The organism is Nocardiopsis mwathae (genome assembly GCF_014201195.1).
Taxonomy (GTDB): Bacteria; Actinomycetota; Actinomycetes; order Streptosporangiales; family Streptosporangiaceae; genus Nocardiopsis_C; species Nocardiopsis_C mwathae.
Genome location: NZ_JACHDS010000001.1, coordinates 1,123,002 through 1,146,111 on the forward strand (window position 1 = coordinate 1,123,002; position 23,110 = coordinate 1,146,111).

18 protein-coding genes and 2 tRNA genes are annotated in these 23,110 nt (G+C 71.8%); 12 read left to right on the forward strand and 8 right to left on the reverse strand.

The window, feature by feature from the left end:
* Positions 1 to 1,308, reverse strand: coding sequence for an MFS transporter (locus HNR23_RS04455; protein WP_184073767.1), 1,308 nt, complete (start codon positions 1,306 to 1,308; stop codon positions 1 to 3).
* A 210-nt stretch (positions 1,309 to 1,518) separates the two neighbouring features.
* On the opposite strand from HNR23_RS04455, the gene malQ reads away from it, so the two are divergent.
* Positions 1,519 to 3,660, forward strand: a complete 2,142-nt coding sequence (gene malQ / locus HNR23_RS04460) for a 4-alpha-glucanotransferase (RefSeq protein ID WP_184073769.1) — start codon at positions 1,519 to 1,521, stop codon at positions 3,658 to 3,660.
* Between the two features lie 143 nt (positions 3,661 to 3,803).
* On the opposite strand, the gene pepN is transcribed toward malQ, so the two are convergent.
* A complete protein-coding gene (pepN, locus tag HNR23_RS04465; protein ID WP_184073771.1) occupies positions 3,804 to 6,350 on the reverse strand; it encodes an aminopeptidase N in 2,547 nt (848 codons plus the stop codon).
* A gap of 238 nt (positions 6,351 to 6,588) precedes the next feature.
* Between pepN and HNR23_RS04470 the strand changes: the two genes are divergently transcribed.
* The 5 genes from HNR23_RS04470 (at position 6,589) to HNR23_RS04490 (ending at position 9,763) form a co-directional block, all read left to right on the forward strand.
* Positions 6,589 to 7,197 carry a mycothiol-dependent nitroreductase Rv2466c family protein gene (locus HNR23_RS04470; protein ID WP_184073773.1) on the forward strand — a complete coding sequence of 203 codons (609 nt, stop codon included), beginning with the start codon at positions 6,589 to 6,591 and terminating at the stop codon, positions 7,195 to 7,197.
* 56 nt (positions 7,198 to 7,253) lie between these two features.
* Positions 7,254 to 7,427 (forward strand): hypothetical protein, encoded by a 174-nt coding sequence (locus HNR23_RS04475; RefSeq protein ID WP_184073775.1) that lies wholly within the window; start codon positions 7,254 to 7,256, stop codon positions 7,425 to 7,427.
* A 77-nt stretch (positions 7,428 to 7,504) separates the two neighbouring features.
* Positions 7,505 to 8,926: an aldehyde dehydrogenase family protein gene (locus HNR23_RS04480; protein WP_184073777.1), complete on the forward strand. Its 1,422-nt coding sequence runs from the start codon at positions 7,505 to 7,507 to the stop codon at positions 8,924 to 8,926.
* Between the two features lie 98 nt (positions 8,927 to 9,024).
* Entirely contained in the window at positions 9,025 to 9,171 is a 147-nt protein-coding gene (locus tag HNR23_RS04485; RefSeq protein WP_184073779.1) for a hypothetical protein, read from the forward strand.
* 124 nt (positions 9,172 to 9,295) lie between these two features.
* Positions 9,296 to 9,763: a ribose-5-phosphate isomerase gene (locus HNR23_RS04490; protein WP_184073781.1), complete on the forward strand. Its 468-nt coding sequence runs from the start codon at positions 9,296 to 9,298 to the stop codon at positions 9,761 to 9,763.
* Between the two features lie 492 nt (positions 9,764 to 10,255).
* Here the strand turns inward: HNR23_RS04490 and HNR23_RS04495 are convergent, their stop codons facing one another.
* A complete protein-coding gene (locus HNR23_RS04495; RefSeq protein WP_184073783.1) occupies positions 10,256 to 11,545 on the reverse strand; it encodes a GNAT family N-acetyltransferase in 1,290 nt (429 codons plus the stop codon).
* Positions 11,546 to 11,894: 349 nt separating this feature from the next.
* Here HNR23_RS04495 and HNR23_RS04500 point away from each other — a divergent pair, with 349 nt between their 5' ends.
* From HNR23_RS04500 to HNR23_RS04515, 4 genes are all read left to right on the forward strand, one after another.
* Positions 11,895 to 12,998, forward strand: a complete 1,104-nt coding sequence (locus tag HNR23_RS04500; RefSeq protein ID WP_184079875.1) for a PP2C family protein-serine/threonine phosphatase — start codon at positions 11,895 to 11,897, stop codon at positions 12,996 to 12,998.
* Positions 12,999 to 13,279: 281 nt separating this feature from the next.
* Positions 13,280 to 14,620, forward strand: coding sequence for a magnesium transporter (gene mgtE, locus HNR23_RS04505; protein WP_184073785.1), 1,341 nt, complete (start codon positions 13,280 to 13,282; stop codon positions 14,618 to 14,620).
* Between the two features lie 122 nt (positions 14,621 to 14,742).
* The gene (locus HNR23_RS04510) at positions 14,743 to 14,952 is read left to right on the forward strand and encodes an antitoxin (protein WP_184073787.1); all 210 of its coding nucleotides are present in this window, start codon (positions 14,743 to 14,745) and stop codon (positions 14,950 to 14,952) included.
* Between the two features lie 136 nt (positions 14,953 to 15,088).
* A complete protein-coding gene (locus HNR23_RS04515; RefSeq protein WP_184073789.1) occupies positions 15,089 to 15,691 on the forward strand; it encodes a (2Fe-2S) ferredoxin domain-containing protein in 603 nt (200 codons plus the stop codon).
* Between the two features lie 81 nt (positions 15,692 to 15,772).
* Here HNR23_RS04515 and HNR23_RS04520 read toward each other — a convergent pair whose 3' ends face one another.
* The 5 genes from HNR23_RS04520 to HNR23_RS04540 form a co-directional block, all read right to left on the reverse strand.
* Positions 15,773 to 17,383 carry an MDR family MFS transporter gene (locus tag HNR23_RS04520; RefSeq protein ID WP_184073791.1) on the reverse strand — a complete coding sequence of 537 codons (1,611 nt, stop codon included), beginning with the start codon at positions 17,381 to 17,383 and terminating at the stop codon, positions 15,773 to 15,775.
* 99 nt (positions 17,384 to 17,482) lie between these two features.
* Positions 17,483 to 18,133 carry a TetR/AcrR family transcriptional regulator gene (locus tag HNR23_RS04525; RefSeq protein ID WP_221308029.1) on the reverse strand — a complete coding sequence of 217 codons (651 nt, stop codon included), beginning with the start codon at positions 18,131 to 18,133 and terminating at the stop codon, positions 17,483 to 17,485.
* A 186-nt stretch (positions 18,134 to 18,319) separates the two neighbouring features.
* Complete coding sequence (locus tag HNR23_RS04530; protein WP_184079879.1) at positions 18,320 to 20,191, reverse strand: ABC transporter ATP-binding protein; 1,872 nt, start codon at positions 20,189 to 20,191, stop codon at positions 18,320 to 18,322.
* A gap of 115 nt (positions 20,192 to 20,306) precedes the next feature.
* Entirely contained in the window at positions 20,307 to 20,861 is a 555-nt protein-coding gene (locus HNR23_RS04535; protein ID WP_184073793.1) for an adenylyltransferase/cytidyltransferase family protein, read from the reverse strand.
* A 221-nt stretch (positions 20,862 to 21,082) separates the two neighbouring features.
* Positions 21,083 to 21,153 (reverse strand) — tRNA-Gly (locus HNR23_RS04540).
* A gap of 118 nt (positions 21,154 to 21,271) precedes the next feature.
* On the opposite strand from HNR23_RS04540, the gene HNR23_RS04545 reads away from it, so the two are divergent.
* Together HNR23_RS04545 and tig are read left to right on the forward strand one after the other, a co-directional pair.
* Positions 21,272 to 21,346, forward strand: a tRNA-Pro gene (locus HNR23_RS04545).
* Positions 21,347 to 21,651: 305 nt separating this feature from the next.
* Positions 21,652 to 23,076, forward strand: coding sequence for a trigger factor (gene tig, locus HNR23_RS04550; protein WP_184073795.1), 1,425 nt, complete (start codon positions 21,652 to 21,654; stop codon positions 23,074 to 23,076).
* Positions 23,077 to 23,110: the final 34 nt, after the last annotated feature.

Below are 23,110 nucleotides of genomic sequence, written 5' to 3' on the forward strand. Positions count from 1 at the left end.
TCAGCGCCCCCTGCCTTCGCGGGCGGACTCGCCCTCCGCGGGGCGCGCGGCCGTGTCCGGCGCCCCGCGGCCGCCCTCCGGCTCCTCGGGTTCCGCGCGCCCCACCGGGAGGAACGGGCTGATCGCCGCGGCGAGCACGACAAGCGCGGCCGCGCCCGCGGCCCCCGACGCGATACCGCCCCAGTCCATGAGCGCCCCCATGAGCGGGGATGTGGCCGCGGATCCGGCGGTCTGGGCCGTCGTCATCCACCCGAACGCCTCGGCGCGCCGGTCCGGCGGGGCGGTGGCGCTGAGCCGCCCCATCGCCGCCGCCAGCGTCGGCGCGATGAACAGCCCCGAGGCGAACAGCACCGGCAGGATCAGCATCGGTGTCGGCAGGTGCGTCACCGGGGGGAAGAACGGCACCAGCAGCACGATCCCCAGCGCCGAGCCGGCGAATCGGCGGGAGAGCCGGGGCGTGCCCGGCAGCGCGCCCGCGACCAGGCCGCCGACGAGCGAGCCCAGCGCCCACACCGCCGCCAGCACCATGGCCAGCGCGGGGCTGTTCAGCTCGTTGGCCCAGGCCACCAGCACCAGGTCCACCCCGATGATCCCGGCGACGAGCGCGAAGAGCATGGCGATGAACAGCACGAACCCGCCGGAGGCCAGCAGGGACGGCCGCGGCCCCGCAGCACCGGTCGACGCCTCGTGGGCCGAAGCCTCCCCGGCGGGCGGCGCGGCGTCGGCCACACCGGCGCGCCGCAGCGCGGCGGCGAACCCGAGCGAGCCGACCAGCGCCGTCGCCGCCAGCACGACCAGCGCGACGCGCGCATCCGCGAACGCCACCGCCCCCGCCGCCAGCATCGGGCCGAGTACGAACAGCAGCTCCTGCAGGGTCGCCTCCGCCGCGTAGACGGCCTGCAGGTCGCGGCCGCGGGTGAGGCGCGGCCACAGCGCGCGCACGATCTGGTTGGCGGGGGGTGAGAACAACCCCGTGGCCAGCGCGAGCGGCAACGCCGCCCACCACCGCTCGGCCGGCAGCAGGGCGATGGCGCTGAGTCCGGCGGCGTAGACGACGCCGCACACGACGACGATGCGGGCGGCGTGGCCGCGGTCGGCCATCCGCCCCCGCATCGGCGCGACCAGTGCGGTGCCCAGGATGAGCAGGCCGACGACGAGGCCGGCCTTGGTGTAGGAGCCGGTCCAGTCGGCGACCAGGAAGGTGATGGCGATCGGCTGCCCCGGCATGTACAGGCGGGAGGCCAGCGACCAGCTCAGGAGGGAGCCGACGTGGGGGATCGCGAAGAGCCGGCGGTAGGAGCGGAGCATCGTCCGATTATGCACGGCATTCTGGGGATCATGGGTTGATTTTCTGCAGATAGCCCGGTTTCGGATATCCGTCCGGAATGCGGATGATGTGCCAACGGGTGAGGCAGGAGGGCTCCGGGAGCCGTACTGCCGGATTACGGCGGGTCCAACGCGCGATCAAGGTATGGCGTAGCCGCGACGGAAGAGCGCGGTAGGGCATCATCGTTTCTTGTGAGGGATGCGGATCTGGCCCGGTTGGCCGAGGAGCACGGCGTCGCGACGGTCTACGAGGACTGGCGGGGCCGGACCGTCCAGGTGCCCCTCGACACCCTGCGGCACGTGCTGACCGCCCTCGGCGTGGACGTCTCCGACCCCCGGGCCGCGCTGGAGGCCCACTGGTCGGCCCAGGGGCGCCGCCTGCTGCCGCCCGCCGTCGTCGTCCGGGAGGGGCGGCGTCCCCACCTCCCTCTGCCCGACGGCACCCATGCCTGGGTACAGCTCGACAACGGAGACCGCGCCGAACCCGACCCCGGCCTGCCCCTGGGTGTGCACCGGCTGCACGTGGAACACATCCCGCCCGCCCGCACCGGGCGCGGGGCCGACGCCTACGACGGCGCCGTCGCCCAGAGCGCCCCTCTGCTGGTGGTCCCCGACCGGCTCGATCTCCCCGAAGCCCTGCGCGACCGCTGCGCCTGGGGTCTGACGGTCCAGCTGTACTCGCTGCGCTCGCGCGCCTCCTGGGCCATGGGCGACCTGCGCGACCTCGCCGAACTCGCCGACTGGAGCGCGCGCGACCTGGGTGCCGACTTCACCGTCATCAACCCGGTGCACGCCACCGAGCCGGCGCCGCCCATCGAACCCTCGCCCTACCTCCCGGTCAGCCGCCGCTACGCCAGTCCCCTCTACATCCGCATCGAGGACGTCCCGGAGTACACCCGTCTGGAGTCCGCCCAACGTGAGGGCATCCAGCGCCTCGCCCGCCCGCTGCGCGAACGCGGCCGCACCGCCGACCTGCTGGACCGCGACAGCGTCTGGGAAGCCAAGCGCGCCGCACTCCTGGCCCTGTTCCAGGTGCGCAGGACCGCTGCCCGGGAGTCCGCCTACCAGGCCTTCCTAGAGCGCGAGGGTGCCTCCCTGGTGGAGTACGCGACCTGGTGCGCGCTCGCCGAGCAGTACGGTTCCGACTACCGCGACTGGCCCGAGCGGCTGCGCGACGTCGGCGCGCACACCGTCGGTCGTGAGGCGCTGCGCCGCTGGCCCGACATCGAGTTCCACCGCTGGCTGCAGTGGATCCTCGACGACCAGCTCGCCGCCGCCCAGGCGGGAGCCCGCGCCGCCGGGATGTCCATCGGCGTCGTGCACGACCTGGCCATCGGGGTGCGCCCGGGCGGGGCCGACGCGTGGATGTACCGCGACTCCCTCATCGACGGCGTCGGTGTGGGGGCGCCGCCCGACGCGTTCAACCAGCAGGGCCAGAACTGGGCACAGCCGCCCTGGCACCCCGTCCGCTTGGCCGAACAGGGCTACGCCCCCTTCCGCCACGTGCTGCGCCAGGCCATGCGGCACGCGGGCGGGGTGCGTGCCGACCACGTCATGGGCCTGTTCCGGCTGTGGTGGATCCCCGAGGGGGCGGAGCCGGACCAGGGCACCTACGTCCGCTACGACCACGAGGGCATGGTGGGCGCACTGACCCTGACCGCCAGGGAGACCGGGTCGGTGGTGGTGGGGGAGGACCTGGGCACGGTGCAGCCGTGGGTCCGCGACCACCTCGCCGAGCGCGGCGTCCTGGGCACGTCGGTGCTGTGGTTCGAGCGGGACGGCGCGGGCACGCCGCGGCGCCCGGAGGAGTGGCGCTCGGAGTGCCTGGCCACCGTGGCCACCCACGACCTCCCGCCGGTCGCCTCCTACCTGTCGGCCGAGCACGTCGAGCTGCGCGACCGCCTCGGCCTGCTGCGCCGCCCCGTCAAGGAGGAGCGCGCCGATGCGGAGGAGCAGGTGGCGGTGTGGCGCGAGCTGCTCATCGAGCTCGGCCTGCTGGCCCCCGACATCGACCCCGTCTCCACCCCGGCCGAGGTCGTGGTAGCGCTGCACGCCTACCTCGCGCGCACCCCGGCCCGGATGATCGGGATCGCGCTGGCCGACGTGGTGGGCGACCGCCGCATGCAGAACCAGCCCGGCACCAGCACCGAGTACCCCAACTGGCGGATCCCGCTGACCAGCGCCGAGGGTGAGCCGGTGCTACTCGACGAACTCGTGGCCGACCCCCAGCTGTGCGCGCAGGTGCGCCGCGCCCTGCGCCCCCTGGCGGCCTCCCACATGCGCGCCGCCCTCGACGGCCCCCGGTGGTCCGCACCCCGCCGCACCCGCCGCTGACCCTTTTCCGCCGTTCGCGGAGACACCGGGGCTTCGCGGGCGCCTTTCCCTCCGATGTCTCCGCGACCGACGACTGGCCGGGGTGGTCGCCGCGACCCGCCTCCGGGGTCGCGGCGACCACCCCGGTCGCTCCTGGCGGAAGGCTAGCCCTGGGCGTCGCGGCGCTGGGCCTTCAGGGCGCGCTCGACGCCGGCACGGCCCTCGATGAGCAGGCGGTGCAGCGCGGGGGCGGGGTTCTCGGCCTCGATGTAGGCGTCGGTCCGGCGCAGTGTCTCCTCCTCGATGAGGTTGCCCGGGTAGGCGCCCTCGGCGAAGGACTGGGCGAACTCGCCGGTCCAGTTCTTCCACGCGTCGGCGAGCAGGCCGAAGTACTTCTCCACGTAGGGCCGGTACAGCTCGCGGTGGGCCGGCTCGTTGAAGCCGCCCAGCGTCGCCCGGAACTCCGCGTTGGCCATGTCCGGCGCGTGCTGGATCCGCTGCCAGGTGGCCGCCTTGGCCTCGGGGGCCGGGATCGCCGCGCGGCACCCGGCCGCCTGGCGCTCGCCCGTCGCGGTCGGGTCGATCTCCAGCTCGGCCGCGATCTCCTTCTCCCCGGCCTTCCCGCCCGAGACCAGGCGGCGCAGCAGCCGCCAGCGCAGATCGGTGTCGATGGTCAGGCCGTCGACCGTGATCGCTCCGTCCAGCAGCCCCTGCAGCAGCGACAGGTGCTCGCTGTCGACGGCCGCGTCGGCGAACGCGTGCGTGTAGGCCAGCTGCAAGTCGCTGCCGGGCTCGGCGGCGGTGAGCAGGTCCCGCAGGCGGGCCGCGAGACGGTTGAAGCCGGTCTCGCGCCAGTCGGGGGCGGCGTAGCTGTGCAGCGCGGCGATGGCCTGCCGGAGCAGCATCTGGGCCACGGAGACGTCGCTGACCCCGTCGATCCCGGAGATGACCAGTTCGACGTAGTCGCGGGCGGCCATCTCGGCGTCCCGGGTCATGTCCCAGGCGGCGGAGAAGCACAGGGCGCGCGGCAGCGACTCCCGGATCTCCCCGACGCCCTCCACCACGGTGCGCAGCGAGCGCTCGTCCAGGCGGATCTTGGTGAACGTCAGGTCGTCGTCGTTGATCAGCACCAGGTCGGGCTGGGTCTCGCCGACCAGCTCCGGTACTGCGGTGCGCGGGCCGGAGACGTCGAGTTCCACCCGGCGGCGGCGCACGATGCCCTCGTCGGTGCGGTCGTACAGGCCGATGGCCAGCCGGTGGGAGCGCAGCGTCGGGTGGTCGGGCGCCGCCTCCTGCAGCACCGCGAACGACGTGAAGGCGCCGTCGGCGTCCACCTCGAACTCCGGGCGCATGGTGTTGACGCCCGCGGTCTCCAGCCACTCGCGCGACCAGGACGACAGGTCGCGGCCCGAGGCCTGCTCCAGTTTCACCAGCAGGTCGCGCAGTTCGGTGTTGCCCCAGGCGTGCTCCTTGAAGTACTCGCGCACGCCGGCGAAGAACGCGTCCACGCCGACGTAGGCCACGAGCTGCTTGAGTACCGAGGCGCCCTTGGCGTAGGTGATGCCGTCGAAGTTGACCTCGACCGCCTGCATGTCGGGGATGTCGGCGGCGATCGGGTGGGTCGAGGGCAGCTGGTCCTGGCGCAGCGCCCACGACTTCTCCACGTTGGCGAACGTGGTCCAGGCGTCCTTCCACCGGGTGGCCTCGGCCTGGCAGTGGACGCTCGCGTAGGTCGCGAAGGACTCGTTCAGCCACAGGTCGTCCCACCAGCGCATGGTGACCAGGTCGCCGAACCACATGTGCGCCATCTCGTGCAGGATGGTCTCGGCGCGGCGCTCGTAGTGGGCGTCGGTGACCCGGGAACGGAAGACGTAGTCCTCCAGGAAGGTCACCGCCCCCGCGTTCTCCATGGCGCCGGCGTTGAACTCCGGCACGAACAGCTGGTCGTACTTGCCGAAGGGGTACCGCAGGCCGAACACGCGGTGGTAGAAGTCGAAGCCCTGCTTGGTGACCTCCAGGATCGCGTCGGAGTCGAGGTGGTCCGCCAGCGAGGCGCGGCAGTAGACGCCCAGCGGGATACCGTCGTGCTCGTCGCGCACCGCGTGGTACGGACCGGCGATGAGCGCGGTGATGTAGGTGGAGACCGGCTCGGTCGCCGGGAAGTGCCAGCGCGCCTTAGGGCGGCCCGCGCCGTCCTCGACCGGTTCCCGGGAGGCGTCGGGCGCGCTGTTGGACACGACCTCGAAGTCGGCCGGGGCGAGCACGGTCAACTCGAAGCGCGCCTTGAGGTCCGGCTGGTCGAAGCAGGTGTACATACGGTGCGCGTCGGCCGTCTCGAACTGCGTGTACAGGTAGACGTTCGCGTCGACCGGGTCCACGAAGCGGTGCAGGCCCTCGCCCGTGCGCATGTAGGCGGCGTCGGCGAGCACCCGCAGCTCGTTGGCGGCCTCCAGGCCGGGCAGGGTGATCCTCCCGTCGGCGACCACGGTGTCGACGTCCAGCTCGCGCCCGTTGAGCACGACGGAATGCACCTTCGGGGCGACGAGGTCGATGAACGTTTCGGCACCCGGCTCGGAGCAGTCGAAGCGCGCCACGGTGGCCGACCGGAAGGTCTCATCGCCCGTCGTGAGGTCGAGCTCCACGTCGTACGAGGTCACGCTGAGAATCCGCGCGCGCTCGCGTGCCTCGTCGCGTGTCAGGTTGCCCGCCACGTCCACTCCCTTCACGGCCGCCGTCGTCGCCGGCCGGAGATGATGACCGCCCGCGCCGCGGATCCGCGCACGGCGGGCCGTCCCGTTGTGAGTTGTCGTCGCCCTAGATCCTGCCACGCCTGCCCCAGGAATGCGGAACCAGGCGGCGAGGTTGCGGGAGAGGAAGCAGTTGAACCGTATGTCCCGCCGGACGGGTGGTGCGGGCACGCGGCCGACCGTTCACGGATGGAGAACGCACATGAGCACGGAACCGACCCCGGTGGACTTCTGGTTCGACCCGGCCTGCCCCTGGGCGTGGGTCACGTCCCGGTGGCTGCTGGAGGTGGAGAAGGTCCGCCCGGTGCGGGCGCGCTGGCACGTGATGAGCCTGTCGGTGCTCAACGAGCACAAGGACGTCCCGGAGGGGTACGGACAGCTGCTGCGCGAGGCGTGGGGGCCGGTGCGCGTCGCGATCGCCGCCGAGCAGCGGTTCGGCAACGAGGTCCTGGGCCCCCTCTACACGGCCCTGGGCACCCGCATCCACCTCCAGAAGGACCGCTCCGCCGCGGCCGTCCGGGAGGCCCTGGCCGAGGTGGGGCTGCCGGAGGACCTGACGGGCGCCATGGAGTCGACGGACTACGATGAGGCCCTGCGCCGTTCGCACCACGACGGAATGGACCGCGTCGGCGAGGAGGTCGGCACACCGGTGATCTCGGTCGCGGGCGTCTCCTTCTTCGGCCCCGTCGTGTCGCCCGCCCCCAAGGGCGAAGAGGCGGGGAAGCTGTGGGACGGTGTCCTGCTGGTGGCGGGGACCGACGGCTTCTTCGAGCTCAAGCGCAGCCGGACGCGCGACCCCATCTTCGACTGACCGACGCAACGACCGACGGGCCGGCAGGGCCCGACGAGGCACGAGGAAGCAGAGGCATGAGCACACCGGAGGACGAGCGCCCGGTCGACCTGTTCGACGACGGCATGGAGATCCTTCCCGACACCACCGGCGACGAGCGGGGGGCCGGGTGGGGCGAGCGCGTCCCCGATGCCGGCGTCGACGCTGACACGGCCCGGCTCCTGGAGGACCGCCCGCCGCACTGGGGCTGACCGGTTCCGGACTCTCCCGGGGCGCAAAGCGCGTCGCTCCGGGGGATGACCGCACCGGTTCGGGGAATGGGGGTCGCATGAGATCCCTGTATGTCAACGGCGGTTGGACCGCATCCTCGTCCTCGGAGGCGATCGACGTCGTCAACCCCGCGACCGAGGAGGTCGTCGCCACGGTTCCGGCCGGGCACCCCGACGACGTCGACCGCGCGGTGGCCGCAGCCTCCGAGGCGTTCGGCCCCTGGTCGGGGCTGAGCGTCGGTGAGCGCCGCGCGCACCTGGCCGGTGTCCTGGAACTGCTGCAGGAGCGCGCCGACGACCTGGCCGCGCTCATCGTGACCGACGTCGGCGCGCCGCTCACGTTCGCCACCCGGGTGCAGACCGGGGTCCCGCTCGCGATGTTCGCCGACTTCCTCGACATCCTCGACGAGGTGGGGGAGCGGTACTTCACCGGGGAGAAGGTCGGCAACTCGCTGATCGTGCGCGAGCCGGTGGGGGTGGTCGGCGGCATCACGCCGTGGAACTACCCGCTGGTCCAGGTCGTGCTCAAGATGGTCCCCGCGCTGGCGGTGGGCGACACGGTCGTGCTCAAGCCGAGCGAGGTCGCCCCGCTGAGCGCCTACGCGCTGGCCGAGGCCTGCCACGACGCCGGGCTGCCGCCCGGGGTGTTCAACCTCGTCTCAGGCACCGGGCCGGTCGTGGGGGAGGCGATCGCCGCCCACCCCGGCATCGACATGGTCTCCTTCACCGGCTCCACCCGGGCCGGCACCCGGGTGGCGGAGCTGGCCGCCGGGACCGTGAAGAAGGTGGCCCTGGAGCTCGGTGGGAAGTCGCCCAACGTCGTCCTGCCCGACGGCGACCTGGACGCCGCCGTCAAGCGGGGCGTCGCCAACGTCATGAACAACAGCGGGCAGAGCTGCGACGCGCTCACCCGGATGATCGTGCCGCGCGCCCGCTACGACGAGGCGGTGCGGCTGACGGCCGACACCGTTGCGAAGTACACGCCCGGCGACCCGCTCGACGAGGACACCCGGCTGGGGCCGCTCGTCTCCGCGGCCCAGCGCGACCGCGTCCGCGACTACATCGGCGTCGGCGTGCGCGAGGGCGCCCGCCTGGTCGCCGGCGGACCCGAGGCCCCCGACGGCCTCGACCGCGGCTACTACGTCCGTCCCACGGTCTTCGCCGACGTGCGCAACGACATGCGCATCGCCCGTGAGGAGATCTTCGGCCCGGTGCTCGCGCTGATCCCCTACGACTCCGAGGAGGAGGCGGTGGAGATCGCCAACGACACCGACTACGGGCTCGCGGCCTCGGTCTGGGCCGCCGACTCCGAGCGCGCCCTGGCCGTCGCGCGCAGGCTGCGCACCGGGCAGGTGGAGGTGAACGGCGGCAGGTTCAACGTGCGCGCGCCCTTCGGCGGCTACCGGCGCTCCGGTGTCGGCCGGGAGCGGGGGCTGCACGGCCTGGAGGAGTTCTGCGAGGTGAAGGCCATCCAGCTGTAGACCGGGGCGGAGTGAGTGGGGTCATATCCGGTGTGACCACGGCGTATGGCACTATCGAAGGTGGAATATCAGGCCACCCAGCAGCCGAGGTAAGCACATTGAGCAGCAAGCCCCAGGAGTCCAAGGCCGGCCCGCTGAGCGCGGACGTCAAGGACATCATCATCGTGAACGTCATCGCGCTCGGGTCCATGGTCCTGTTCGCCGCGATGGGGCTGAGCATCACCCACGTGGCGGCCGGCCTCTGACGAGGCTGCGATCCGCGCCCACTGACACCACGGTGCCCGTCTCCCGTCGCGGAGGCGGGCACCGTCGTCGTGCGGAACCGTCCCCGCGCGCCCACCCGCCCCGCTGACCTGCCACACTGGTGTCGTGCGTGTATACCTTGGATCCGATCATGCAGGCTTCGAACTCAAAGAGCACCTCGTCTCCTGGCTGAAAGAGCGGGGGTATGAGGTCGTGGACGCCGGACCGGCCGTCTACGACGCGGTGGACGACTACCCGCCCTTCGTGCTGCGCGCCGCCGAGGGCGTCGCGGCCGACCCGGGTTCCCTGGGCATCGTCATCGGCGGCTCCGGCAACGGCGAGCAGATCGCCGCGAACAAGGTCAAGGGCATCCGTGCCGCCCTGGCCTGGAGCGACGACACCGCGAAGCTCGCCCGCGAGCACAACGACGCCAACGTGATCAGCATCGGCGGCCGGATGCACTCGCTGGACGAGGCCACCCGTTTCGTCGAGCTCTTCCTCACCACGCCCTACAGCGAGGAGGGGCGCCACACCCGCCGCATCGACATGCTCTCCGACTACGAGCGGACCGGCGAGCTGCCCCCGCTGCCTTAGGGAGCGTTCCGCATGCGCCCCGGTCGGCCCTCCGACCGCGGCCCGACCCGAGCCCACTCACCGCCGACGGCGCGCACGGCGCCGTCGGCGGTCGCCTTTCGGCCGCCCGGGTGCCGGGGGCATCCGCAGCGGGTCGGGGGGCGCGGGCGTCGGGAGAGCGTCCGGCCCGGTCGGTGGCTCCGGGGGATCGGCGGGCGGCTCGATGGGCCCGCGGCGCTGCCGGTGCGCGGGTCCGTCGCGCCCTCCGTCGCCCGTGACCGGGCCGGGGCCCGCGTGCTCCGGGGGGTCCTCCGCCGCGGCCGGCCCGTGCACCGGGAGTGGACGCGACACGTCCCGCGCCCGCATCGCGGCGGACAGGGTCACCTGCGTCCGTCCCATGTCGGGATCTCCCGCTCCACGTGCTCGTCCTGCGGAGGTTTCCTCCGGTCACGCTTCTGCCCGCGACGGTAGTACGCGGCGCCGCCGGTGAAAAGCCCCCGCAGGGTGCGGTTACTAGAAGATCACCCCGCAGAAGGGCTGATCGGAGCGGCTGAGCGCGGTGTCGAGGCGGTCCACCGCACCCGGGGTCTCCTCGGTGAGGAGCCCGGCCGCGCGATAGGCACCCAGCTTCTGCGCACCGAGGTGGGCGGAGCCGAGGTGGGAGACGTCCAGCCGGATGTCGGGTTCCGCGTCGGTCGCGGTGCACCGGGCGGCCTCGGTGTCGGCGGTCAGCCGCCACCGGCCGGCGTTCCACGGGCAGTGGGTGTCGCTCACCTCCAGCACGACGTCCACCGGTGCCGCATACCCGCGCTCCTCCAGCGCGCCGCCCACGTCGACCAGCCGCACCCACAGGCCGTCGACGGACTGGCGGTGCGCCCGGGACGGATCGGCCAGCAGGTAGAACAGGGGGTCGTCGGGCGCGATCATGTCGGTGGCCACGGTCGTCACCAGGTCCCGGGTCAGCACGTGCTCCCAGAGCAGGGCGTGCGCGGCCGGTGCCGTCGCCACCACTTCCCCCACCTGCACCCGGCAGTCGGGCGTGCCGTGGTCGGTCCACTTCGACCTGGTCCGGTACAGGGCGTAGCCGAGCGGCCCGGCGTCGTCCTCCGCGATCGCGCACCGGGCGGCGTTGGCGCCGCCGCGCCGCTCCGGCTCGTCCACCAGGACCGCCTTCCACCACGTCTCGTCGCGCTGGAACTCCCCGACCCGCTGCGGAGCGGCGGCCCGGTGGACGGTCGCGAGCTCCTTGGCCGCCTCCGCCGGTGTGGTGAGCCGGAGCCGCAGGGCGGGGTCGCGGGGGATGTCGGCGCGCAGCGCGGCAACGCGGGTGTCGACGGTGGTCGCGACCGCCTGGGAGGCCCGGCCGTAGCCGAACCGCCCGTAGATCGCGCCCTCGCTGGCGAACAGGGCGGCCACGTGCTCCCCGCGCTCGCGGATGTCGGCGAGCTGGCGGCGCATCATCGCGCTGAGGATGCCGCGGCGGCGGTAGGTGGGCCAGACGGAGACCGCCGACACCCCGGCGACCCGGCGCGGCCCGCCGGGCAGGGTCATCTCGAAGGAGTGGGCGACGGCGGTGCCGACCATCCGGGAACCGTCGAAGGCCGCCAGGGTGCGGTCGAACTCGGTCAGCCCGAGGTAGACCTCGTTCATGCTCTCGCTGGTCTCGCCGAACATCAGCGACTCGCCGAGGATGTCCCGGAACGCCGGGAACTCGTCCTCTCCGATGGGGCGGACGGCGTAGCCGGAGGCGGGAGCGGAATCGGCGGGCGGGTGCTGCGCGGAACCAGGCTGGGTATGCGACATGCTTCACGTGACTATCACCCCGAGTGACGTTCGGGCGAGTGATTTTCCGCGACGCGCCGTCGGCGGCCGCACCGGCGGCCCGAGCCCCGGCCGGGCCGTGGATTGTGAGCAGGCCGCAGAGCGGATTCATGATCGTCCGGGTCGGCGATTTTCCAACGATTCGGCGGCCAACCCGGGGGACGCCTGACGCCGGGCCGCGTCACCGGCCATACTTGACCATGCGTAGTTCTGCCTGGAGATCCGGAGTGACATGCGGCGGGTATCGGACCGTCCGTTCGACGGGGCCGCGGCGGGCCCGCCGCACGAGCGGGACACCGGCGCGGCCGCACCGCGCTGCCCTGTCGCCGCGATGACCACCCCCGCCACCGTCCGGCTCGCCCGCCACGCCCGCTCCCAGTGGCAGCGCGCCGTGGCACTCCTGCGGCGCAAGGTCCTGTTCCGCTACCGCCTCGTACTGATCACCCTGGTGGCGCTGGCCGTCGGCATCGGCGTCGGCGCCGTGTGGGGCCCGCCGGGGTGGTTCCCGCCCAGCGCGGTCATCCTCACCGTCCTGGCCGGCGGCCTGCTGCTCAAGCGCAAGAGCCTGGCGTTCCTGCTCGTCGTGGTCGCCGCGGTCCTCCTGTTCACAGGGTTCGCCCTGGACTTCGGGCACATCGGTCCGGGCCTGCTGGTGACCATCGGCGTCACGGCCGTGCTGGCCTACCTGCTGTCGGGGGTGCGCGAACGGCTCGGCGTGCAGGGGCTCAGCGGCGAGAAGATGCTCCTGGAACTGCGCGACCGGCTCCGCGACCAGGGGCGGCTGCCGGAGCTGCCGGAGGGCTGGGGAGCCACCGCCATCCTCCGCCAGGCCGGAGGTTCCTCGTTCGGCGGCGACTTCGTCGTCTCCATGCGCCACGGCGACCGCCTGGAGGTCGCCGTCGTCGACGTCTCCGGCAAGGGCGTCGACGCCGGGACCCGCGCCCTGCTACTCTCCGGCGCGTTCAGCGGCCTGCTCAGCGCCGTCTCCAGCAGTGAGTTCCTCACGCACTGCAACGACCATCTCACCCGCACCGCGCTCGGTGAGGGATTCGTCACCGCAGTGCACCTCAGCCTCGACCTCACCACCGGCGACTACCTCATCACCTCCGCCGGACACCCGCCCGCGGTCCAGTTCGACCGCGGCACCGGTGAGTGGTCGCCCACCGAGGCCAAGGGCGTCGTCCTCGGTGTCGTCCCCGGCATGACCTACACCCCGGTCGAGGGGCGGCTGCGGCCCGGCGACGCCCTCATGCTCTACACCGACGGGCTCATCGAGACCCCCGGCGAGGACCTCGACGCCGGCGTCGACCGCCTGCTGGGGGTGGCCGACCGCCTGGTCACCACCGGTTTCGACACCGGCGCCGCGCACATTGTGGACACGATGAGCGAGGACAAGAACGACGACATCGCGCTCGTCGTGATCTGGCGCCCCTGAACCGCACCGCCCGGACGGCAAGACGTGCCGCCCTTTCCGGTTCGGTGGCGGAGGCGCACCCGTCCGCCCGCTACCGGTAGGGTTTCGGTTGATCCCTGGGCTCCCACGAGCGTCCGCACGTCCGAGAACGCTCGGGCGTCCGTGCGCCCATGGGGCCGGGGCCAGGCAGCGGTGCGCCGCCTCCGGGTACTCCACACCCGCCCACCCCCCGTGCCCTGCGCCGCACAGACCCGCCGGTCCGGCCCGGGGCAGGCACGCGATACGACAAGGGGGTGCTCAGCATGGCTGACGAGCGCGGCGAAGACCTCACCCAGATGATCGTCGACAACGACCTGACCGGGATCCGACTCTGGTTGGCCGAGCATCCGCCCTACGAGATCGCCGACGAGCTCGAACGCATGGACGCCCGGTACATGATCGTCCCCTTCCGGCTCCTCGACAAGGACCGGGAGCTGGAGGTCTTCGAGGAGCTCGACCCCGTCCACCAGCAGGAGATCCTCCTCGGCCTGCGGGACTCCGCCTTCCACGAGCTGCTGGAGGAGATGGACCCCGACGACCGGGCGCGGCTCATCGGCGAGGCCCCCGCCAAGATCGCCACCCGCGCCCTGGCCGGCCTGAGCCAGGCCGAGCGCCGGATGACCGCCGCACTGCTCGGCTACCCCGAGGAGTCCGTCGGCCGGTACATGACCCCCGAGACCGTGGTCCTGCACCGCGACCTGACCGTGGGGCGCGCTCTGGAGGTGGTCCGGGCCAAGGGCGCCGACGCCGAGACCGTCTACATCCTGCCCGTGGTCGACGACGGCCGCAGACTCGCCGGGATCGTCCAGCTCAGCGACCTCGTCGTCAGCGACGACGACAGCCTGGTCAAGGACATCGTCGACGTCTTCGTGCCGCGGGTCCGGGCCACCGAGCCCGCCGAGGGCGCCGCCCGGCTCATGCAGGAGGCCAACCTCGTCGCCCTTCCGGTGGTGGACTCCGAGGAGCGCTTCGTCGGCCTGCTCACCTTCGACGACGCCCTCGAACTCATCGAAGCGGCCGACTCCGAGGACATCGCCCGTCAGTCCGCGGCCAGCCCCGTGGCCGGACACTACGTGTCGGTCACCGTGCCGCGCCTGGCCCGCGCCCGGGTGGTGTGGCTGCTGCTGCTCATCGTCGCCTCCACGCTCACCGTCACCGTGCTCACCCACTTCGAGGCGACCTTGGAACAGGTGACCGCGCTGGCCCTGTTCATCCCCATGCTCACCGGCACCGGCGGCAACGTCGGCTCCCAGTCGGCCACCGCGATCGTCCGCGCCCTGGCCGTCGGCGAGGTGCGCGTCCGCGACCTGCCCGGGGTGGCCTGGAAGGAGTGCCGGGTCGGGCTCATGCTCGGCTGTGTGCTCGCCCTCATCGCGCTGACCGTCGGGCTGCTGGTGGTGCCCGGCGGTGTGGCCGTCGCCGTGGCGATCTCGATCATCGCCATCTGCACCTGGGCCGCGGTCATCGGCAGCACGATGCCCCTGCTGGCCCGCCGCATCGGCGTGGACCCGGCGGTGGTCTCGGCTCCGCTCGTCACCACCCTCGTCGACGCCACCGGCCTGCTCATCTACTTCAGCGTGGCCCGGATGGTCCTGGGCATCTGAGGCGCGCGGGCGGCCCGGTGCCCCACCCGCCTACCTCCATGCGATTCGCGCCGCTGTCCAGCGGGTATGGCGTTTTCGGCGCTCCAGAGCGCCGTGATCGTACGGACGGAGGGGGTGAGCGCATGTCCGGTCTCAAGGACGCCATGGACAAGCTCAAGAAGGCGGCGGGTAGGAACCGCGACAAGGTCGCCGAAGGGGTCGACGCCGCTGCCGAGGCCGCCAAGGAGAAGACCGGCGGCAAGTACGACGAGCAGATCGACAAGGCCGCCGAGAAGGGCAAGGACATCCTCGCCGAGCAGGACGAGGAGCGGAAGGACGACCGCGACCGCTGAGCCGGCGATCGCGCGCGGTGCCCCGGCCCCGGTGGGCCGGGGCACCGCGGTGTCAGCAGCGCCCACAACGTCCGATGTGCGCCGTTATGAACTGCGACGATACGGTTAGGCGGGCAGGAGCCGGTTTCCCCCGATCATGCAGGAGGTTCGACGAGCGGTGTCCCCGTCAGGACAGCCGTGCCAGCTCGTGGTGTGCCGCGGGTGTTGCTGTGGCACAAAGAAGAAGCGGCCGGGAGTCGACCACAAGGGGCAGCTGCGGCGGCTGAGCGGGATCGAGGACCACGAAGGGCGCAGTGTACCGGTCCGGGTCAGCAAGTGCCTCGGAATCTGCTTCAAGGCCAACGTGGTGGTCGTCCAGCCCTCCACCCAGGGGCGTGCAGGCGGCGGCCGCCCGGTCTGGCTCGGCGAGTTCACCGAGGACCGGCTGATCGAGGACCTCGACGACTGGATCTTCGACGGCGGCCCCGGTATCGCGCCGCTCCCGGAGTCCCTTGAACCCCATGTGACCTCCAAGAACGCCAAGAAGCCGAAGAAGGCCGAGCTCAAGAAGAAGGCGAAGGCCGCCGAACGGGCGGCCGAACCGGTCGGCAAGCCCGGCAAGCCCGACAAGAAGTCGGCCGGGAAACCGGCGAAGAAGGACAAGAAGCCCAAGGCCAAGAAGCCCAAGGCCAAGAAGCCCAAGGCCAAGAAGTCCAAGGACGACAGGCCCAGGGGCCGGAAGAAGCCCACCGACGAGTAGCGGCGTGGGATGGACCGCGTGCCCGGTGGGCCCGCCCCACGCCGGTCGGTGGCCCCGGCGGGCGCCGGGGCGCAAGCGCCGTCAGCCGGCGCCCGCCTCGTCGCGCGCCGCCCCGATCTCCGTCGACAGGGGCTTCTCGCGCAGGAAGAAGGAGAGCACGAACCCGGCCACCGCCACCGGGATCGCGTAGTAGAAGATCGGCGGCAGCGCGTCGGCGAATGCGTGCACGATCGACTCCCGCAGCCCCTCGGGGAGCCCCTGGAGCATCTCCGGGGTCATCGAGCTGATGCCCGCTTCGCCCCCCTGCACGGGCAGGGCTCCGGCCGCCTGCGGCGGCAGGTCGGCCAGGCGGTCGTTCAGTCGGCTCACGAAGACCGAACCGAAGACCGCGATGCCGAACGACGCCCCGATCTGCCGGAAGTAGTTGTTGGCCGACGTCGCCGTGCCCAGGTCGCGCGGCGGCGCGCTGTTCTGCACGATGAGCACGAGGTTCTGCAGCACCATGCCCACGCCCAGGCCGAGCAGGACCATGCCGCTCGCGTTGTACACGTACGGCGTGTTCGCGTCCATTCCACCGAGCAGGAACAGGCCGACGACGACCACGGCCGTTCCGATGATCGGCCAGATCCTGTACCGCCCGGTGGCGGCGATCCGCCGCCCGGTGCCGATCGTGGCGACCAGCATGCCCACGACCATCGGGATCATCAGCAGACCGGACTCGGTCGCGCTGACCCCGTTCACCATCTGCAGGAAGGTGGGCAGGTAGGAGACGGTGGAGAACATCGCGATGCCGACGCACACGCCGATGAGCGCGGTCAGCACGAAGTCGCGGTCGCGGAAGAGCCGTAGCGGGATGATCGGCTCGGCGGCCCGCGCCTCCGCGGCGACGAAGAGGACCGCGCTGGCCACGGCGCCGACGGCCAGCCCGATGATCACGGGGCTGGTCCACGCGTAGGTGTTCCCGCCCCAGCTGGTGAACAGCACCAGGCAGACGCTGGCCGTCGCGAGCAGGAGTGTGCCGAGGTAGTCGAGTTTGGGTTTGGGGCCGCTGCGCCCGGGCAGCCGCAGGACCACCGAGGTGACGACCAGCGCCAGTGCGCCCAGCGGCAGGTTGATGTAGAAGATCCAGCGCCAGTCGAGGTGGTCGGTGAAGAAGCCGCCGAGCAGCGGCCCGGCGATCGACGCGAACCCGAACACACCGCCGATCGCGCCCATGTACCGGCCCCGCTCACGCGCCGAGACGACATCGGCGATGATCGCCTGGGCGCTGATCATCAGCCCTCCGCCGCCGATGCCCTGCAGCGCGCGGAACGCGATGAGCTGGTTCATGTCCTGGGCCACGCCGCACAGGACCGAGCCGATCAGGAACACGACGATGGCGAACTGGAAGACCACCTTGCGCCCGAAGAGGTCGCCCGCCTTGCCGTAGATCGGCAGCCCGACCGTGGCGGCCAGCATGTAGGCGGTGATGACCCAGGACAGGTGCTCCAGCCCGTTGAGTTCGCCCACGATGGTGGGCAGGGCGGTGGTGACGATGGTCTGGTCGAGGGCACCGAGGAGCATCGTCAGCATGACGCCGAGCAGGACCCAGCGGACCTGCTTCTTGGTGAAGGGTGCGGTCGGCGCCGTCTCCGACGCGTCCGCCGCTGCGGACCCGTCGGGCGGCTGTCGTGCCTCGTGAGCCGATGACATCTTCAGTGCTGCTCGCTTCCGGGAGAGGCGCGGCCGCGGAACGGCGGCCGCCGCCGGCCTTCGATGGATCGTCTTCGGTCGGCCTTCGACGGGCGGGGGTCAGGGCCCCCGGCGGGCCGAGCCCTGGTCGGCCAGGGCATGCCGGAGGACGGAGAAGGCCTCGTCCGAGATCGCGCGGACGTTCTGCGGCCCCTCCTGGCCGGACCAGGTCGCCCGCTTCATCACGAAGCGGACCGCCGCCGTGCCCACGGTCGCCAGGAGCTGCGGCCGCAGGTCGTCGGGGTCGTCGCCGAAGCGGGCGGCGCAGGATTCGGCCACCCCCTGCTCCATGGCGTGGAAGGTGGCCATGACTCGGGGGATGAGCTGGGGTTCCCGCTCGATGAGGGCCTTGCGCCGACGCAGGTCTTCGAGCAGGGGCAGGTCCTCCTCGTCATCGAGGATCGGTGAGAGGAGGAAGGCCTGGAGGTCGTCGACCAGGTCGCCGGTGGGCCCTCCGTCGACGAACACCCGCCGAGCGTCCGCTCCGGGGGAGGGCGGCCCGTCGCCGACGAGCGCGTCCTCCTTGGTGGCGAAGTAGTTGAAGAAGGTGCGCGTGGAGACGTCGGCGGCCGCGGCGATGTCGTCGACCGTGACGCGCTCGACCCCGCGGTCGATCGCCAGCTCGACCGCGGCACGCTGCAGCGCCCGCCGCGTCGCCCGCTTCTTCCGCTCGCGCAGCCCCACCGGTGCCTCCTCCCGGGTCTCCCGCATCAACGAGGATAATCTTGCACCAACTGCAAACTTTCTCCAAGCGCAATAATGCGTGATCTGCATCTCGCGGTCGGGGGCGGCGCGGATCGATCCCGGCCCTTCCCGGTGGCCATGGCGCAAGGCGTCGATGACGTCCGATCGATCCCGCCGAACGCATGGTCACCGAGGAGGGGGCGGGTGCGGTCCCTACGCCCGGGACTTCTCCTGGGAGGCGAACTGGGTGCGGTACAGGGCCGTGTACAGGCCGCCGCGGCCGAGCAGCTGCTCGTGGGTGCCGCGTTCCAGGATCCGGCCGTCTTCCAGGACCAGGATCAGGTCGGCCTCCCGGACGGTCGCCAGGCGGTGCGCGATCACCAGCGAGGTCCGGCCCGTCAGGGCGGTGCGCAGGGCCTTCTGCACCGCCGCCTCGGATTCGGAGTCCAGGTGCGCGGTGGCCTCGTCCAGCACCACCACCGCCGGCGCCTTCAGCAGCAGCCGGGCGATGGCCAGCCGCTGCTTCTCACCGCCGGACAGCCGGTACCCGCGGTCGCCGACCATCGTGTCCAGACCGTCGGGCAGCGTCTCCAGCAGGCGGCCGAGCTGGGCCGCGCGCAGCACCTCGGCCAGCTCCTCGTCGGTGGCGTCCGGGCGGGCGTAGCGCAGGTTGGCCCCCACGGTGTCGTGGAAGAGCTGGGCGTCCTGGGTGACCACGCCCACGGCGTCGCGCAGCGACGCGAAGCGCGCCTCGCGCAGGTCCACCCCGCCGATGCGGACCGCGCCCCGCACAGGGTCGTACAGCCGGGAGACGAGGTGGGTCAGGGTGGTCTTGCCGGCGCCGGACGGGCCGACCAGGGCGACCAGCTGCCCGGCCTCGGCGGTGAACGACACGTCGCTGAGCACCTGGGTGTCGCCCATGCTCTCGGCCTGGGGCGTCAGCTCCAGCGACGCCAGCGAGGACTGCTCGGCGTTCGGGTAGTGGAACGACACCCCGTCGAACTCGACGCGCAGCGGGCCAGGGGGCAGGTCGGCGGCGTCCGGGCGCTCCCCGATCATCGGCTTCAGGTCGAGGATCTCGAACACCCGGTCGAAGCTCACCAGCGCGGTCATGACCTCGACGTGCACATTGGACAGGGCCGTGACCGGTGCGTACAGCCGCGCCAGCAGGGTCGTCATCGCCACCAGGGTGCCCAGTTCGAAGGCGCCGTCGATGACCAGGTTCCCGCCGACACCGTAGACCACGGCCGTCGCCAGCGCGGTGATCAGGCCGATCAGGGTGAACAGCAGGCCGCCGAGCACCGCCTGGGAGACCCCGATGTCGCGCACCCGCCCCGCCTGGACGGCGAACCCCGCCGACTCCTCCTCCGGGCGGCCGTACAGTTTCACCAGCATGGCGCCGCCGACATTGAAGCGCTCGGTCATCAGCGAGCTCATCTCGGCGTTCAGGTTCATGCCGTCGCGGGAGATCGCCGCGACCCGGCGGCCGATCAGCTTGGCCGGAAGCACGAACAGCGGGATGAGCAGCAGCGCCAGCAGCGTGATCTGCCAGGACAGCACCAGCATGGTGGCGACGACGGCGACCGTGCTGATCAGGTTCGAGACCACCGACTGCAGCACCGAGGTGATGGCGCGCTGGGCTCCCACGACGTCGGTGTTGAGCCTGCTGATCAGGGATCCGGTCTGGGTGCGGGTGAAGAACGCCAGCGGCATCCGCTGGACGTGCGTGAAGACCTCGGTGCGCAGCATGTAGATGACGCCCTCGCCGATGCGCGAGGACAGCCAGCGCGACGTCAGCCCCAGTGCGGCCTCCAGCAGGGCGAGCGCGGCCACCGCCAGCGCCAGCCAGGTCACCAGCCCGGTGTTCCCCGGGGCGACGCCGTGGTCGATGATGGTCTTGAGCAGCAGCGGGTTGGCGACCACGATGGCGGCGCTGACCGAGGTCGTGGCCAGGAAGAACAGGATCGCCCGCCAGTGCGGGCGGGCGTAGGAGCTGATCCGCCGGACGATCCCCGGAGGCAGCCGGCTCCGGGTAGCGCTGCCGTCGTTGACCAGGGTCCGGTACAGAGGCGGGCCACCCGTCATCATCCCCGATCGCCACCCTTCCAGCTCGCTGACCGGCGGCTGTTGGGCCGCACTCAGGGTCAACGCCGCCGGTGATCTCCTGCTTCCCGCGCGGCGGCGGGGCACGGACCGGCCGCTACAGGGAGCGTGCCAGGCGGCCGAGCGCGGCCGTGGTCGACCGGCCCGGGGTCAGTGGCAGCTCCCAGGCCTCGGCCCCCAGTGCCGCGGCGCCGCGCCGCTTGGCGTCGGTGTAGGTGTCGCCTGCGGTGAACGCCAGCGCGGCAGGGGCCAGGGGGCGCAGCAGGTCGGCGTAGGTCTCCCAGTCGGCGGTCTCCGGAGGGCCGGAGATGACGAACACACCGTCGACGCAGGCGAGCGCGGAGAGCATCTCGGCGCGCTCGGTATCGGGGTTGACCGGCCGACCCGGGCCCTTCCAGGCGCGGACGCGCGCGTCGTCCTCGACGCCCACCACCAGGGGCAGGCCGCGGTCGCGGATCGCCGTAAGAAAGCGCACGTGCCCGACGTGCAGGACGTCGAAGACTCCGGTCACCACGGCGGGCGGCGTTCCCGCGCCTTCGCCCCCGTTCCCGCGGGCGTCGCCGTTCCCGCTCCCGTTTCCGGTGACGGGTTCGCGAAACCAGCGCGCCACCAGTCCGGGCACACGCACGAACAGCGGATCGGGACTCGACATCGACTCAACTTTCGCAACCGGCGCGAACGACCTTGTCGGGCCGCCGTGCCGACGGCGCCCGCATCGTCAACGTACCTCGCGGCTCCGGTATTCCGGCGCCCGGCCCGTCCCTCGGCACACACGCGGGCCGAGTGGGGACGGACCGCTGCGACGACGGACGTGAACGGCGACGGGCCAGGCGCACCGGAACGTCCCGGTAGGCCTGGCCCGAAGCGATGCGGAGCGGGCGACGGGAATCGAACCCGCACGACCAGCTTGGAAGGCTGGAGTTCTACCATTGAACTACGCCCGCATGGCGTCAGCTCGTCAGAGTTTCCTCTAGACTCGTGGAGCCGACGGGGACAACATTACCGTCTCCGTGGGGATGCTCGTACCATTCGTCGCATCCGACGGGTACAGGCGCGAGTCAACGGGGTGTAGCGCAGCTTGGTTAGCGCGCATGCTTTGGGAGCATGAGGCCGCGGGTTCGAATCCCGCCACCCCGACGAGAAATCGGCTCACGGCGGATCGGCGGCCCGCGTCCGGCTGCTGTGAGCTCCTGTGCGCCTGCCCTAGACTTGGCGTGATCAGCTCACTTTAAGAACCGCGAACGAAGACCCCGCCTCTCGGCAGGTCCCACCGGGCGGCTTCCGCAGCCCACGGTCTTCGGCGTATGCCGTACCGTGGCCGGAGGGCAGCAGTGGAGTCCGCTCCCCGTGCGCACGGGTTGGTCCCAGTGGCCGCACGACAGCGTGCCTGTTCGAGCCGGGTCGTCCCGGAAAACAAGCCGGATATCTAGGAGTACCGCCCCGTGAAGACCGATGTCGAGGAGCTCAGCCCGACCCGGGTCAAGCTGACCATCGAGGTTCCCTTCGAGGAACTTGAGCATGCCTTCGACGTGACCTACAAGTCGCTCGCCAAGCAGGTCCGCATCAAGGGCTTCCGCCCGGGCAAGGCACCTGCGCGGCTGATCGACCGTTACGTCGGGCGCGGAGCGGTGATCAGCGAGGCGGTGAACCACGCCGTTCCCGAGCTCTACAACGAGGCCATCCAGAAGGAGGAGATCTTCGCTCTCGGCCAGCCCGAGGTGGAGGTCACCAAGCTGGAGGACAACGAGGAGATCGCCTTCACCGCCGAGGTCGACGTCCGGCCGAAGTTCGAGGTGACCGACTACGAGGGCATCGAGGTCACCGTCGACGACGCCGCCGTCACCGACGAGCAGGTCGAAGACCAGCTGTCCAACCTGCGGGAGCGCTTCTCCACCCTCGTCGGTGTGGACCGCCCGGCCGAGTCCGGCGACCACGTCTCCATCGACCTGTCCGCCGCCATCGACGGCGAGAAGCTCGACGACGTCCAGGCCAGCGGCCTGTCCTACGAGGTCGGCACCAACACCATGCTCGACGGCCTCGACGAGGCCATCCAGGGCCTGTCCGAGGGCGGGTCCGCGACGTTCGCCACCAAGCTGGTCGGCGGCGAGTACGAGGGCAAGGACGCCGACGTCACCGTCACCGTGCACAGCGTCAAGGTCAAGGAGCTCCCGGAGCTCGACGACGAGTTCGCCCAGCTGGCGAGCGAGTTCGACACGATCGAGGAGCTGCGCGCCGATGTCCGGACGCGCCTGGAGCAGAACCGCCGCCTGCAGCAGCTCTCCCAGGGCCGCGACCGCGCGCTGGAGAAGCTGGTCGACTCGATCGACATCCCGCTGCCCGACTCGATCATCGAGGACGAGGTCAACCGCCGCCGCGAGAGCCTGGAGGCCCAGCTCGCGCAGGGCGGGCTGACCAAGGAGTCCTACCTGGAGTCCCAGGAGCAGACCGAGGAGGAGTTCGAGGAGGAGCTCACCAAGGGCGCCACCTCCGCCGTCAAGGCCGGCTTCATCCTCGACCAGCTCGCGCTCCAGGAGGAGCTCTCCGCCGACAACAACGAGCTGAGCTCCTACGTCGTGGAGCAGGCCCAGCGCATGGGTGTCTCGCCGGACCAGCTGGCCCAGCACCTGGTCGAGTCCAACCAGATCCGCGTCGCCTACACCGAGGTGGTCCGCGCCAAGGCCATGGACCTGGTCCTGGAGAAGGCCAAGATCACCGACGAGTCCGGCAACGTCGTCGAGCAGGAGCGTGCGGCCGAGGTCTCCGAGGTCTCCGAGGTCTCCGAGGACGCCGAGGGCTCCGCTGAGGCGGCGGCCGAGGAGGCCCCCGCGGCCGAGGCCGAGCAGGCCGGGAAGCAGAGCGACAAGTAGTCGCCCAGCCGCACCGGACCGGCCCCGAGGGCCG

What these genes read in the sequence shown, in the direction of transcription:
- HNR23_RS04455 (WP_184073767.1), bottom strand. Translation starts at nt 1,308, where the DNA reads ATGCTCCGCTCCTACCGCCGGCTCTTCGCGATCCCCCACGTCGGCTCC.
- HNR23_RS04470 (WP_184073773.1), top strand. Translation starts at nt 6,589, where the DNA reads ATGAGCACGGAACCGACCCCGGTGGACTTCTGGTTCGACCCGGCCTGC.
- HNR23_RS04475 (WP_184073775.1), top strand. Translation starts at nt 7,254, where the DNA reads ATGAGCACACCGGAGGACGAGCGCCCGGTCGACCTGTTCGACGACGGC.
- HNR23_RS04480 (WP_184073777.1), top strand. Translation starts at nt 7,505, where the DNA reads ATGAGATCCCTGTATGTCAACGGCGGTTGGACCGCATCCTCGTCCTCG.
- HNR23_RS04495 (WP_184073783.1), bottom strand. Translation starts at nt 11,545, where the DNA reads ATGTCGCATACCCAGCCTGGTTCCGCGCAGCACCCGCCCGCCGATTCC.
- HNR23_RS04500 (WP_184079875.1), top strand. Translation starts at nt 11,895, where the DNA reads ATGACCACCCCCGCCACCGTCCGGCTCGCCCGCCACGCCCGCTCCCAG.
- mgtE (WP_184073785.1), top strand. Translation starts at nt 13,280, where the DNA reads ATGGCTGACGAGCGCGGCGAAGACCTCACCCAGATGATCGTCGACAAC.
- HNR23_RS04510 (WP_184073787.1), top strand. Translation starts at nt 14,743, where the DNA reads ATGTCCGGTCTCAAGGACGCCATGGACAAGCTCAAGAAGGCGGCGGGT.
- HNR23_RS04515 (WP_184073789.1), top strand. Translation starts at nt 15,089, where the DNA reads ATGCAGGAGGTTCGACGAGCGGTGTCCCCGTCAGGACAGCCGTGCCAG.
- HNR23_RS04520 (WP_184073791.1), bottom strand. Translation starts at nt 17,383, where the DNA reads ATGTCATCGGCTCACGAGGCACGACAGCCGCCCGACGGGTCCGCAGCG.
- HNR23_RS04525 (WP_221308029.1), bottom strand. Translation starts at nt 18,133, where the DNA reads ATGCGGGAGACCCGGGAGGAGGCACCGGTGGGGCTGCGCGAGCGGAAG.
- HNR23_RS04530 (WP_184079879.1), bottom strand. Translation starts at nt 20,191, where the DNA reads ATGACGGGTGGCCCGCCTCTGTACCGGACCCTGGTCAACGACGGCAGC.
- HNR23_RS04535 (WP_184073793.1), bottom strand. Translation starts at nt 20,861, where the DNA reads ATGTCGAGTCCCGATCCGCTGTTCGTGCGTGTGCCCGGACTGGTGGCG.